The following is a 14,029-nucleotide window of genomic DNA, read 5'->3' as shown; positions in this document are numbered from 1 at the left end:
GAAAAAAGTGTTTAAACAAGATTATAATTTTATCAATAATTTGTACAGCTTTAAACTTTGCAGATACGGTTAAAGCTGTTCATGAGAACATTACTGAACATTCTGAAAGTGATTTCTTTTTTATCTATATAATAGTACTGGTATTGATATATTAAGCATCTGTTGCCTTTACAGTAACTCCTTTGGTAACATCATTTGTGAAGCCTTCTGCTGCCAGTCTTATTGCTCTTTCGGAAAAATAGCTGGCTGCAAAAGGAGCAATTAAGGTTAAAATTCCTGCCGTTGATGTGGCTCCGCTTCTTATATTTGCTTTGTTATTCTCACTAATGGAAAGGTTTGCCTTTTCTGAATGGGCTTGAGCAGATTTATTTGCATTTTTTTCATTAACCTTTCCTCTAAAATTGCCGCTCTTGTTGCTCACCTGCTCCTTAAGTTCCTTCCCAAACTCTCCAGCCTTCATTCTTTCAAACATCTCTCTTAAGTCCGGATTATTTTTTAATGAATAGGTTCCTTGTTTTTTAGCCTCAGCAATCCCTCTATCGAATTTTTCAAGATCAGCCTTTGAAGCTTTATTTTCAGCTAGTTTCTTTCTGATATCACGACCATCTTTTATCGGGCTCCAAAGATCCCAGTTATCAGTAGGAATTATTGGATCATCAGTACTTTGCTGAGCACCTTTAACATCTTTATAGCTATCTCCATCGGCCTGTGCTGAATTTACCCCCGTACCGAATTTACCAGCCAGCGGGGTAATGACGAATTGGCCAATAGGAATCCATGCACCAAATATTAATCCCTGAGTTACAGCATGTATGGTACCTTGCACCCATGTTAAACTTGCACCTGCAGGTAATGCCACCCCCATTCCGAAACCAAGTAAGGCTCCGGTTAAAAATCCTCCTGCAACGTTGGTCCAGAATTCAGTTTTATTGTTACCTGCAATAGTATCTGCCGCTTTCATGGCATCTGCTTTATTGATGAAAGGAAGTATGACTCCCCCTTCTTTGCAGGTTAGCATAGAGTTTTTAGTCAGTGCTAAATGAAGATCTTTAACTTCTACTTTACGACTATCAAATTTTACGGTAGTATGATGTAAAGTCCATTGGCTTTCCTCAAATCCAATCATCTCGCTACATGACGGCCTTTGAGCCATTTTAAAAAGTCCCCAGATAACTGCACCAACGGCGATAGCTCCTCCCACAATCCAGCCTGCCACGGGTACTGTTAAACATACAGCCGCAATTCCAAGTCCGACTCCTACACCGGCTCCTAATGCTACCATTCCTGCACCGGTGCTCCAGTTGGACTTACATTTAAAATCCTCACTCAGTTTTTTATCAATTTTGACGAGAAAAACTTTATCTTCGGCTCCGAACTTCACGGTTCGTGCAAATGATTCTCTTAAATCACTCAATAAAAGCTGCCTTGGATCGGGATTCATTTGATTAGTACATACTGCATATACTTTTTCAGGTAAATAAACTGCCATAACCTATATTTTTTTACCAATATTTTTCAAGTTGTGTAAATAGTAAAATCAACAGTAAAAAGCCACCGCCCAGGAAGATAATCATGATTTGCCAGGGTTTCAATCTGTTTATAATACTGTATTTAATCTTTTCAGATTTCACGACATATACCCCATAGTTGGGAAATACCTGAGTATTGATTTTATTCTTAAGTTCTTTTTTATTAAAATTTTCATCTAAAAAAGGTCTGAGATATTCTACAAAATCGTCAAAGATTTCAAGATCCTTTTGAGTTGAAAACGGCACAAAACCTGTATTCCCAACTCTTATTTTAATTGTTTCCTGATGTGTTATTATTGTAAGATATCTGAAACCTACATTTCCCAGATTTTTAATGGATCTGATATCCGTTAACGGGATCGCTTTTTTTATATTTTTATAGGTGATTTCAAGCACCTTGTCATCAATATTAATATTCCATTTTTTTTCTTTTATAGTTCCACTTAGTAATTTTAATATCAGGATACTTATTACTATTGTTAAAACTGAAGCTAGTAAAACAGGGTATAAAAAATAGGTTTTAGGTAAGTAAAATTCTGACACATACATTACCAGAAAGAATACAGCTAATGCGGGGACTGCCAGTATCAATCCTATTTTCCATTCGGTTTTGGCATCAACACCATCAAATTGAAAATTCCTAGTTTCCTTCATCCGGGGTATAGTTTTCAAGTTGTTTTATAGTATAATTGCATTCGTTTTCGATATTATCAGCAATTGATTCTTTCATCTTTACAGTGGCTGTTTTCACCAACCTGGTTTGGGTATCTATTTCAATGGTAGAGCGGAAAATCAATTTATATTGAGTGTAACTAAAACCTATGCTTGGTCGATGTAAAACATTATATTGGCTGATAATCTTTTCTTCCAATTCTTTGGTTAACTGATATTCGGCAATCATTCTGATGGTAAGTTTATCGTTTTGTTCAGAAACCTTATCATATCTCAAGCTAAGAGGCACTACATTAGGCGGCACCACTGTGGAGAGAAAATCAAAATGACTGGTCTCCAAATGATCATTGAGAGTATACTGATTAAAACAAGTAAAATAAAAAAAGTCTTTTCTATATTCTTCTTCATTAGAAGCTTCCTGAGAAAACTGGGCATCTCCTAACTTAATAAGCTCCTGAACCGCATCTGCATTCGTTTTGGCGAGTTCCATGATAAATGGGTTATGGTGGAGTTTTTGCTTTTTATATGCCATCCAATTTTCATTTAACTCTCTCCTGTTGAGGATGGTATTTATTTTCCCTTTCTCATCCAATGTAAAAAGGGTATTATGTTTTATATGATCAGTTTCTGCAATGAAATCAAGCACATCCAACATCACGGAAGGGGTCATCTTTTTAAGTAATCTTCCCTTTTCACAGATCCCAGTTGATTAACGGTATCCATCTTAAGAAGATATTGAAATTTTTGTTCTACAAACTGGGCTATCTCACCATTAATACTGGTTGTATTAACCTGTACACAACGATATCTTGCTTTTTGATTAAAAATAACCTTATCACCTTCTTTTATGCTTTTTACTTTTTGCTTTTTTAAATGTTCTTTACTGACAATAATATGCTCCAGATGAATCGGCAACGCATTTCCTATAATAACGCCCGTCATACCGGAATGTTGATTATGAAAATCCACAAGCTCCTTTACTGAAATTTGTTGTTTTTCTGCGATAGTTTGTAAGGTATCTTTTTTTTGTATTTTATATTGTATGAAATTCATTATTGTTGATTAACCTCTGGTTGATGGATTTTATTATATCTTACGTCATGTACCTTTCTCTCTTTTCAAATCTTCCTGAAAAAGATTTTCACCATAGTTTTTATTAAACTGAACGTTATATTTTTCAATTAATTGTTTCTTAAATGCTAATATTTCATTTAAATTTTCCGTTTTATTATGCTTTCTTTGATTTTCTTCCTCAAACTGAATATATCTGGCCATAGGACATAATTCTGTTCCTTTTATTTTAGGTTGTCCACCTTTTTCTAAAAAATAAATAGCTAATTTCAAATCATCTCTGGCAGCATTTTCCATTATATTACCTCCATCATACGATACATATCTGCACCATGTTCCAACAAGTAGTCTATTATTTTTCTTTCTGTGCCTTCGCCTCCCAATAACATTGCGTCACTCAGAGGGCTAACCCCAATTGCCGGATTAAGTTTTGCTTTGTATTTCAGTAATACATTTAACATTTCATAATTATTAGTACCTACTGCCTGCGAAACCGGAGAACTAAAAAGATCTGGGGTAATAATATTGGGGTCGGCTCCTTTTTGTAACAAAACTTCCATTCCTTTTATATTTTCGAGCATAGTAGCATAAACAACAAGGTATACCCCTTCTTTTCACTTAGCTGATTAATTATTTCAGGCTGAGTATTAATCATGTTTTCTAATCCAGAATTGTCTTCATCAAATATTTTTTGTGCAGCCTGAAGCTGAATTCCTTCAAATAATTTTTGAGGAGGATATTGTTCTCTATTCTGTTTTTTATGGGATCTTAACCCAAAATCTGAACAGGAAAAGAGTATCATCATGGAAAATATTATTAAAATAGTTGATTTTCTCATCTTAATGTTCCTTTTTCTGTAATTACTTCACCTTGCTTTTATCGTCCTTTCACAATAGCTAAATCATCTTGGTAACGGCTTTCACCATAATTTTTATTAAAATTAACAGATATTTTATCTTTAGGATTTAGCTTTTCATAGAGTTGGATTCTTAGCTTAGCCTCTGCTATTGTATCATTCCGGTAAGGAAAGGTTACTTTATATTTATCAATTAATTGTTTTTTGATTCCAAACAGCTTTTGATAGTAAGGAGAGTCTGGCAGATTACCTTCATTTTTTTGGTTTTCTTTATATTCAATATAATTGGCCATCGGACAAAGATTGGTGTTCTTAATTTTAGGCTGTCCTCCTTTGCTGAGAAAATACTCTGCTGTATTCAGATCATCTCTTATTGCATCCTCCATGATATTACTTCCGTTAAAAGAGATGTTATTGATATCTGCTCCATTTTGAAGTAGGTAATCAATCATTTTCTTTTCAGTAGTGTCAGTCCCTCCCAGCAGCATGGCTTTTGATAATGGAGAATGTCCCAATTCAGGATTCGGATTGGCTTTATATTTAAAAAGTAATTGAAGCATTTCATAATTGTTGAGTGCCACAGCATGGTTTAAAGGTGATTCCAGACCTTCATTTGGAACTATAATATTGGGATCTGCTCCTAATTCCAAAAGTTTTTCCATCGCATTCAGATTTTCAATAATAGAAGCATACATGAGTAATGTATATCCTGTTTCTTCCTGCAATGTATTGATATCTATTTTCTTTTCTTTGATAACCTGCTCCATCCCGCTAAGATCTCCATCAAACATTTTTTGTGCAGCCAGTAAACCGCCTCCTTTAAACATCTTTGCAGGAGGATATTCAGCTCTATTCTCTTTTTTACGGGATCTTAGCCCAAAATCTGAACATGAAAAAATTGTCATCATGGAAAATATTATTAAAATAGTTGATTTCATATTATATATTATTAGCTATAACATCTGTATTGATTGTACCCAACATCGCCTGAAATGCATCATCATAGGCGCTATGCCCGCTACCTATAGTTTTAATTCCCAACCCCTCATTGTCTTCAATATAGCCGAATATTTCATGCTGTTGGCCTAAAGCACGTGGAACAGCTCCTGTAAGACCTCCAAAAATTGCAAGCTTGTTCAGTCCCGGAATTCTTGATATGGCTAATGTCGAAAGCAGCCCTTCTCTGTTATTTTGTAATCCGTTAAGAATATCATTGCTTGTACTATAGTTAAAAATATTTGAAGTTGATTTTACCGCTCCTTTCTTATCGAGGTAATTTAAGGTATTTTTATGAACGCCTCTTGCATTAAAGGTATAGCCAGGACGCCCTGTATAATAGGAAGCCATGGCACTGTTTCCTCCTCCGAGTGAATGTCCGGTAAATTTTACTTTTTATTTGTAGCCCCATCCATTTTTTCAGCAAGTGCTCTTGTTTTTTCTATTTGTGGAGTATCAAAACCAAAAGCCTGTCCCCCATCCTCAATAAACCAGTCATGATAAAACTGCATCCCTTTCGGTTCAGAACCTCTGAAAGCTACAAAATACTCACTTGTATTTTTATCACCTGTATCTTTATAATATAGGGAAGAATAAAAGCCATCGTCTTTGTTGGTATTAAAATCCTCTGGAGTAAGCTTTCCAGAACCAAATAACTTATCTAGTTGGCTTTGATCACTGGTATCAATGCGGGTATACCCATCTATTTTGATATCATGTCCCTTTTTGTCTTTGTATTCATCATTATACGAATCCTTGGCCATTTTGCTGGCGGTCGAAGCTTCCTTCAGCTGGGCAATTGGTAAATGAAAGGTAACCTCACCTCCCAGAAAACAATGTAAACTGGAGTTTTGCAATAAAGGTTTTTTATTTTCAATTTTTACTTTCGGGTGAGTATTTTTCCAATCACTACCTTTGCAAAGAAAGGAACAGATATTGAGGCAATCATCAATAAGTGCACTTCCTGCCCAGGCAGCTGCTGCCAAAACAAAAAGCCCTCCGGAAAAGGCTGCTGCAACAGCAACTCCGGCTAAAGCTCCGGCCATCATCATTTGAGGACATATAAAGTTATCCTTAAAACGATCATCTTCTGTAGCCATCAGCTTTGCTCCACTCTTCAGATGTACTGTAGACTGTGAGCTCACTCCAATTCCTATGAGTCTTCTGCCTTTACTGCAGATAAGCGGGGTTCCCTGTGCTATATATAATTCGCTCATAATGATACTGATGTTATTGTTTATTGAGTCTTATATGGTACCTGCAGACATAAAGCATGTTTTCATTAAGCTCCTCTTTTACGTGAAACATTATCTCTGACAATACGGAGTCTTCATTATACATATACTCTCCTTCAAGAAAATATTTATAGGCTAAGGAGCCACCAAGTGTCTTCTGATATTGATCCTGATATATACTTTTAAAATGTGAATGATCACCTTTATTCTTCGCTTCCAGCTTTACAAGATATCCTCCATTCTCTTTTTTAGAAATCCTGTACTGAGAATCATAACTTATTTTTTCTCCCGGAAAAAGTGTCGACAAAGTATTTCTTACCGGCATTTGATCAATAAAACCTCCGCCTCTGAATACAGGTAAGGGATAAAACATAATCTGGTATAATAAATTCAGCTTAATATTTTGATCTATATTATTAAACTCCTTATCATAAAGGTGAATAAAGGCTTCATAGCTTTCTTTCACCAATTCAAAAAAATGTAAATCTCTTTTTATTTCATTCCATTTACCTGAAATTTCGTCTTTATTAGTGACTTCAAGGATACTTTTATCGGTATCCAATGATAGCTGCAATACATTGGTTGCCTTGTTTATTTCTTCAAGGATTTCATAAAAGGCCCGCATCTGCCCGTCAGACTGGATATATCTTTGAGGAGAAGAGTCGATCGTAATATGATTGTATTCTCCGGGCAAAACATTCCAGCTTTGTTCTATTTCCGTTTGATTGGCTTTCCCACTTCCTAAAGTAAGATACGATTTAATATTGATAAGATATTCAGCATTTTTATACCATGCGTATTTAAATCCTAATAAATCGTCTTTTTCTTCGTGATCAAGTTCAAAAGCCATATTCTAATCTTCTTTTAAAATTATACTGATCCTTTATTAATTGATATCTACAGTACTACCGGTAATAGTCATGTCTCCGCCCGAATTAATGGATGTCAGGGATTTACTATGAATGCTCAGGTTATCCTGGGTAACCAGCAATGCATTTTGTAATGAATTCATATCCAGCATACCGTCTGCCGCAGAAATGGTAATACCTGTCTGGGTTATGGTAATCGTATTTTTTCCGACTTTCAGTTCAATCTTTGTTTTTCCTTCTAAACAGATATTTCCGGAAGCATCCATTTTTAAATAAGAATTTGCCGGTTCTCCTTCTTTTCCACCTACATTGATAGCACTGCTACTTCCTGCATTTACGGTATTATGGTTTCCGACATTTACTATTTTATTGTTATTAGCATTGGTATGAGCATTCCCTGCACCATCGAATTTCATATTGGCACCTCCCTGATCTGTTAGAAATACGGAACCTTCACCATCATTTAATTCTAATTTATTTCCGCTTCTGCTGCTTAAACTTTTTATATTATTATCGGCTCCTCCTCCGGCTCCAATTCCTCCATGGAACATTCCTCCCATAACAAAAGGACGATCCGGATGCTGATGTACGAAATTTACAATAACCTGATCTCCAACCTCAGGAATAGCCATAAAGCCTCTATTTTTATTGACTTTATCACTGCTTCCCGCATCCGGGGTCATGACACGGATAAATTCTGAAGAATCAGGACCGTTTTGCCAATCAAATTGTATTTTTACTCTTCCTTGGTTCAAAGGATCTGTATTGGAAATTACTTTGGCAAACTGAGCTTCAGCCCTTGGAACCTCAAATTCCGGACGTGGAATAAATCCTGTATCTGCAGCAATGGCTTCAAATCTACCATCATAATATCCTCTCCCATCTACCTCATGAGTCACTTCGATGATCATCAGTTTTGTAAAATAAGAAGTTTCATTACTTCCCGTTTTCCGCATTTCGATATCTGCGGTACATCCCGGATAGAGAAAAGGGACAGTAGTGGTTCCGGAAGTAACGAATACTTCTGAAGCTTTACTTCCTGCCGTTCCTTTCTGGGACGCATCAATATCCATAAAAGAAGTGGCTTTTATGGGAGCAACCCTTAGAGAAGGGGTGGTAAAGGTTTTTTCTGATATTTCGTAAGCACGTCTTGCAATGTCCGATGCATGATTGATTTTTGAATTTCCTGTTGTCAATTTTTCATTTTTACTGCTGTTGTAGCCATAAAATGTAGGATTGACATGTTGAGCCTTCATTTTAACCGCAATATCACTCACACTGCTTCCGTAGGTAAGTTTAATTGGTTTTTCCTGTGGTGGAAGTTTACCAAAATGCAGTACTTCACCATCATAATAAAACTGTTCACCATAAGCTTCAGCCATTCTGGCAAGATAATTATAGTGAGTTTCTTCATATTGGGAGCTGTAGGAAATATTTCCGTGTTGAGCATCAATTCTGAAATCGAATTTACTCTGGCCCAGTCCTTCGCGTATTACCTGATCTGCAATACTGTTGAGACTCACCGGTTGGGCACCTCCAAAACTCTGAATATGGGGAGCGGCATCCAGAAGCACCGTTGGGCTATATCCTTTAAGAACAATATTTCCCAGGCTTCCCTTTTCCTGGCTGAAACCGACCTCTGTAACAACACCTACAAAGTTGCGTTCGGCACCTTTTTCAATATCTTTATATTTAAAAACTACGGTAATTCTTTTCCCAAGAAAACTCTGGGCTTCTCCTAGATTATGGTTTTCTGCATTTCCTAAGGTATCATGTGCCAGTGTCAAACTAAATTCATGGTGCTTAGCAGCGCTTTGAGTCAGTCTGAAATGCTTAAAATGTTTGATAATTTTTCCTTCAATAATTACATCCAGCATCACTACACGATTAATACCCGCAATAACGCTTTCAGCAATAGCTTCTACATTGTGTATTTTTGAAGTGGGTTGCTTTGCCCAAACTTTATTGTCGACAATAGAAGGATCGTTGGGAACAAATGTTTGGTTCATAAACATATCTGCTCCCTGTGCAGCACTTAAGCTTTGCTGTCCTACTTTTGCTACTTTCTTAACTTTTTCGCCCGTTGTAGTCAATTTTCCCTCTGCTTTTTTGGCAACATTTTCCTGTACAGTATCTTTCAACTGGTCATTGCCTTTTTTATCTCTTTTTTTCGGGGTATCTACTTTAGTTGTTTTGTCATCCTGAAACATAATGTCTTGTATTTAAAGTTAAATAAACTGCTGATTACAGCATAAAAGATATAGGATTATGAATTACTAACTGCCACGGTCATTTTCTCTCTGGAAAAATTACTTGGGAGGCTGATATTCTGTTAAATGGGAAAAACAGAACAGCATACTCTGAAGAGTGCACTGTTCTGTACCAATTTTATTTTTACTAAGATGATGAATAGGCTTATTTACCTGCTGAAGGCCATAATCCCATATATTGGGAGTTTCCGTAATCAATTGTTTCAGCACTTACCACAAAGCTGATCAGCATGCTGTTGCTATCCACAGCGTCGAAGTCTACTTCGTGTTGAATTACGTATCCGTTTTCCCAGTTCAAAGTGATCAATGTTCCTTCTTCGTGAGATTTGTTGAATGTAATTTCTCCTTTTGTCGGCTTGTATTTACCGTTTAGTAAGCTTTCAAGAATGTCTGATTTTTCAGTAGCTTCTACTGTCACTTTGATTAATGCGTTAGAAGGGTCTGATGCTACACGTCCTGAAACGTCTGTAGATCTGGATACGCTGTATTTCATTTTTAACAGTTTCTGTCCTTCTCCTCCGTTGAATTTTAAGATTCCTCTTGAATTTCTTTCTGCCATGATTGTAAATTTTAATCGTTAATAATATTTTGTGATTCGGTGATTGTCTAGCAAATATAGAAGCTCTTCTTTTCTTAAAAAAACTTTTAAACCTAAATCTGAAAAATTGTAGTAGTTCTACGACTTCTTGTCGTAATTCTACGACATTTGATTTAAAAATAACATTCAAACAACTGATAAACAATTACTTAAACACAAGTAATATTTTAAACAAAAGAGTTATTTTCCACACCAACGAGAGATATTAAGATATTTTAATACAATTTTAGTATTTTTTAACGTATCGAAATGGTCAGAAAAGTAACGATATAATGGGAAAAAATACGACGGCTTTGTTTTGTTGACTATACTTTGATCTGATATTTTCCCGTGAAGAATAGCAATTCTGCTTCTTTTCATAAAAAATAGCTAACAGGATCTACCGTTAGCTATCATTATCATCTATTCTTGACGATTTATATTTTCAGTTTCCATCTACTGTTGTAGACCTGCTCCTGCTTTTATAGATTTCGTCAGTATTTTATTTTTTCTCAAAAGGAAGTCCGGCATAAGATCAGTGGGAAGATAAAAAGGACTTTCTCCTTTTCTCTGGAGTTCTTCTACAATTCCCGGATTCCAGGCCAGAATTTCATCAACTCCTACTTTGAGTTCATCTGCCACAATATTAAGGTTAAAACCGGCATTGATTTCTGTTTCCGAAAGCGCAGCGGCGGTCATTTTCCTGTTGCCGTCTTCAAAGAAAACCTTATTAATTCTTGAAGAGTTGTAATTGTTTAAAACACTCTGCAGTTCTCCTGTGGCATAGCAAGCATTTAAGTATTTCTTCACGTGATTAATTGTTTCTGCCGGAAGATATTGCGAGAACTCATGATATTGTGAGGATCCGGCGGCCTGCATTGCTTTTGCAATATTACCTTCTCCACAGTTGTATGCAGCAACTACAGTTACCCAGTTGTTATATTTTTTATAAAGGTTTGCTAATGAGACAACCGCTGTTTTCGTGCTTTTATAAACATCGGTACGATTTTGCTCCGTAAGTCCGTATTGGTTGGCATGTGCAGTCATCAGCTGCCATATCCCTACAGCACCCGCTCCTGAGGTAATATTTTTATTAAAGTGAGATTCAATCAGGGCAAGGTTTCTTAAATGCTTTGGAAGCCCCTTCTGAAGAAGCAGCTGCTCAATAAATTCAACAAGATCTTTATTGGAATTGATGATTCCCTGATATCTTTTCACGCTGCTTTCTGAGGTATCAGAAGCTGCGAGAAACTGTCCGTTCACCAAAACTACAGTTCCCAACAGCATTACACCTGTAAAGATATTTCTGATAATAGTTTTCATTTTACAATTATTTATCAAGCAAAAGGGCTGCTATATACATTGTGCCCTTTTGCTTTTTACTTTTAGTTTAATCTACCTTCCAGCTTAGTTTTTCCTCTTCCTTATTCCAATCTACGTGGATTGTTTGTCCGGATTTCACTTCTTCTCTGACAATCATTTTAGAAATCGGTCTTGCCAGCTGGGCACGGATCACTCCGGAAATTTGCCTTGCACCGTATTTACTGCTGAATCCGCCCAACGCCAGGTTTTTCACTGCCTCATCACTGATCTTTAAGACGATTCCTAATCTTGTCAGTGAGGTATGAAGGGATTTTAACTGAATATTAAAGATTCTTTCTGCAATAGATTCTGTGATTGGGGCAAAAGGAATAATCTCTGTAATTCTTGCTAAAAACTCGGGTCTGAATCTTCCGGAATTAGACATGATCTGCATCAGGGAAGATGATTCCGGTATTTTACCTTCTTCAAACTGTTTTACAATTTCTTCGCTTCCGATGTTGGACGTAAATAAAATCAGGGCATTACTGAAGTCTCCTTCTTTTCCTAATTTATCATGTACTTTACCTTCATCCATGATCTGAAGGAATACATCAAAAACAGAGTGGTGAGCTTTTTCAATCTCATCAAATAAAACAACGGTATAAGGCTGCTGTCTTATTTTGTTGACCAGCATTCCTCCTTCTTCGTATCCTACATATCCCGGAGGCGCACCATACAATAATGCGGCCGAATGTTCTTCTTTAAATTCCGACATATCAAAACGCACCATTGCCTTTTCATCATTAAAAAGTAATTCAGCCATTGATTTTGCCAGCTCAGTTTTACCGGTTCCCGTAGGTCCCAGCAGGAAGAATGATCCGATAGGCTGCCCGGGTTTGTTCAGTCCGCTACGGTTCTCCACGATGGCATCGGAAAGAATTTTTAAGGCGTGATCCTGGCCTACAACCCTGTTTAAAAGTAAAGATTCCATATTCAGGAGTTTTTCTTTTTCCTGGGCCTGAATTTTTCCGATCGGAATATTGGTTTTAGCGGCCATTACAGCAGCCAGCTCAAGGCGATCTACTTTTTCTCTTTTCCTGGCAGCATGTTGTAAAAGCTCTGCATAGGTATCTTCAATAATCTTCTGAATCTGGTCAACCGGCATGGAATTGTCGATAGCAGGTTGCTCACTGAGTGAACCCCATAAAATAGGGCTTATTTTGTCTCTTAACAGGTTGTATGTCCAGATCAATTCGTCTGCTTTATCTTTATTGTCGGAATATTCTTCCTTTAAGATGGCATCATAGCTTTCTTTCCAGCTATCAAGTTCCTTTTCAGAAAATTCATCAAGCATTTTGATGGCTGCCATTGTTCTGTCTAACAGGTCAATAGCTGCATCCGGCAATTTTTTACCTTTTGCATATCTTTTTGCCAGACGTACACATTCCGGCAGGGCTGTTTTTTCAACTTCGATGCCGTGGTGTTTTTTATACCCTTCAAGAAGTACATCAATCATTTTCACACAGGTCTTTTCATCCGGCTCGTTCACCGTGAGCACCTCAAAACGACGGTTGAAAGCCTGTTCCGGTTCTATAATTTTTCTGTATTCTTCCTGGGTAGTAGCTCCAATGACGGTAATTTCCCCTCTTGCGAGCTCCGGTTTCAAAAGATTGGCTACATTTCCGATACTTCCTTTAGGGTCTAAAAGAGTATGAATTTCATCAATGAAGAGTATCGCTTTTTCAATTTTCTTACATTCATTGATGACCTTTTTCAGACGATCTTCAATTTCTCCTTTATATGAAGTTCCTGCCAGTAATGCTCCGGTATCCAGCTCCAAAAGGGTACCATTTTTCAGCATATCAGGAACATTTCCTTTTGTAATTTCAATAGCAAAGCCTTCTACCAATGCGGTCTTTCCTACTCCGGGTTCACCGATAATAATGACATTCGGCTTGCTTCTGCGGCAAAGGATTTCCACGAGCATCCTGAGTTCTTTATCCCTTCCGATAATATTTTCAAGATCTCCCTTTCTTGCCTGTGCAGTTCTGTCTACGCAATAGCTTTTAATGGACGGAAAAGAAGAATCTGTAAAATCCGATCCATTGGAAAATAAAGAGGAAAAGTCATTGTCTTCTGAAACAGCAAACGGACTGTCTTTTCTATATAAATTGAAAATTTCGTGTTCTCTTAAGGGAAGAGATTTCAGCTGCTGCAGTGAAAATACGATCTGAGGTTTTACTATTGCGGTCAGGATACAGATTGGTGTGATCTCATCCAGTCCTAATTTTAATCTGATATCGTCTGCTTCTTCTATCAAAGTATCTATGGCTTCATCCTGGCTTACTTCGTCAGGAAGATGAGCTGTTTTAGCATATTCTTCAATACGGACATCCGCCCATTCATAGAAATAGCCGGGATCTTTATCTATGCTTTTTAAAAATTCATTAAGACCGATATCTTTATGCATTAAAGCCTGTAAAATATGTGGTCCGCCGTAAGTAGCGTTGTAGTTTTCCTTCGCTATCGACTGAGCAATATGAAATAGCTGCTTTACTGTTTCGTTGGTTACTAGTACTCCCATTTATAATTTTTCTTATATTAATATATTTGTGCGTTCTGTCTTACCTTTATTTCAGATTATTTGATGTT

Annotated in this window: 13 protein-coding genes and 1 pseudogene; all 14 read right to left on the bottom strand. The window is 36.8% G+C overall.

Features of this window, described 5'->3' with window-relative positions; all coding sequences use genetic code 11:
• Positions 1-151: 151 nt before the first annotated feature.
• The 14 genes and pseudogenes from H3Z85_13045 to H3Z85_12980 all read right to left on the bottom strand — a co-directional run bounded on the left by H3Z85_13045 (position 152) and on the right by H3Z85_12980 (position 13,961).
• On the bottom strand, positions 152-1,489 hold the full coding sequence (locus tag H3Z85_13045; protein QPQ50426.1) for a hypothetical protein: 1,338 nt from the start codon (positions 1,487-1,489) through the stop codon (positions 152-154).
• Positions 1,490-1,502: 13 nt separating this feature from the next.
• On the bottom strand, positions 1,503-2,183 hold the full coding sequence (locus tag H3Z85_13040) for a hypothetical protein (protein ID QPQ50425.1): 681 nt from the start codon (positions 2,181-2,183) through the stop codon (positions 1,503-1,505).
• On the bottom strand, positions 2,170-2,871 hold the full coding sequence (locus tag H3Z85_13035) for a hypothetical protein (GenBank protein QPQ50424.1): 702 nt from the start codon (positions 2,869-2,871) through the stop codon (positions 2,170-2,172). Before H3Z85_13035 ends, H3Z85_13040 begins: the two co-directional genes overlap by 14 nt.
• A complete protein-coding gene (locus tag H3Z85_13030; protein ID QPQ50423.1) occupies positions 2,868-3,254 on the bottom strand; it encodes a LysM peptidoglycan-binding domain-containing protein in 387 nt (128 codons plus the stop codon). The genes H3Z85_13035 and H3Z85_13030 overlap by 4 nt, the downstream gene beginning before the upstream one ends.
• Before the next feature lie 45 nt (positions 3,255-3,299).
• Positions 3,300-3,569: a hypothetical protein gene (locus H3Z85_13025; GenBank protein QPQ50422.1), complete on the bottom strand. Its 270-nt coding sequence runs from the start codon at positions 3,567-3,569 to the stop codon at positions 3,300-3,302.
• Positions 3,569-3,853, bottom strand: a complete 285-nt coding sequence (locus tag H3Z85_13020) for an ankyrin repeat domain-containing protein (protein QPQ50421.1) — start codon at positions 3,851-3,853, stop codon at positions 3,569-3,571. The genes H3Z85_13025 and H3Z85_13020 overlap by 1 nt, the downstream gene beginning before the upstream one ends.
• Positions 3,838-4,110, bottom strand: a complete 273-nt coding sequence (locus H3Z85_13015; protein QPQ50420.1) for a hypothetical protein — start codon at positions 4,108-4,110, stop codon at positions 3,838-3,840. The genes H3Z85_13020 and H3Z85_13015 overlap by 16 nt, the downstream gene beginning before the upstream one ends.
• A 38-nt stretch (positions 4,111-4,148) precedes the next feature.
• A complete protein-coding gene (locus H3Z85_13010) occupies positions 4,149-4,955 on the bottom strand; it encodes an ankyrin repeat domain-containing protein (protein QPQ53894.1) in 807 nt (268 codons plus the stop codon).
• Between the two features lie 112 nt (positions 4,956-5,067).
• Positions 5,068-6,341, bottom strand: a pseudogene (locus H3Z85_13005) (DUF4280 domain-containing protein).
• 13 nt (positions 6,342-6,354) lie between these two features.
• Positions 6,355-7,209 (bottom strand): hypothetical protein, encoded by an 855-nt coding sequence (locus H3Z85_13000; protein QPQ50419.1) that lies wholly within the window; start codon positions 7,207-7,209, stop codon positions 6,355-6,357.
• Positions 7,210-7,245: 36 nt separating this feature from the next.
• Entirely contained in the window at positions 7,246-9,438 is a 2,193-nt protein-coding gene (locus H3Z85_12995; protein ID QPQ50418.1) for a Vgr family protein, read from the bottom strand.
• Between the two features lie 205 nt (positions 9,439-9,643).
• Positions 9,644-10,057, bottom strand: a complete 414-nt coding sequence (locus H3Z85_12990) for a hypothetical protein (GenBank protein QPQ50417.1) — start codon at positions 10,055-10,057, stop codon at positions 9,644-9,646.
• 474 nt (positions 10,058-10,531) lie between these two features.
• The gene (locus tag H3Z85_12985; protein QPQ50416.1) at positions 10,532-11,398 is read right to left on the bottom strand and encodes a lytic transglycosylase domain-containing protein; all 867 of its coding nucleotides are present in this window, start codon (positions 11,396-11,398) and stop codon (positions 10,532-10,534) included.
• A 67-nt stretch (positions 11,399-11,465) separates the two neighbouring features.
• Positions 11,466-13,961, bottom strand: coding sequence for an ATP-dependent Clp protease ATP-binding subunit (locus H3Z85_12980; protein QPQ50415.1), 2,496 nt, complete (start codon positions 13,959-13,961; stop codon positions 11,466-11,468).
• Between the last annotated feature and the right edge of the window lie 68 nt (positions 13,962-14,029).

Origin of the sequence: Chryseobacterium indologenes, assembly GCA_016025055.1 — a bacterium.
GTDB lineage: Bacteria > Bacteroidota > Bacteroidia > Flavobacteriales > Weeksellaceae > Chryseobacterium > Chryseobacterium indologenes.
The sequence above is the reverse complement of the archived record's forward strand: the minus strand, read 5'-3'. Positions and strand labels throughout refer to the sequence as shown.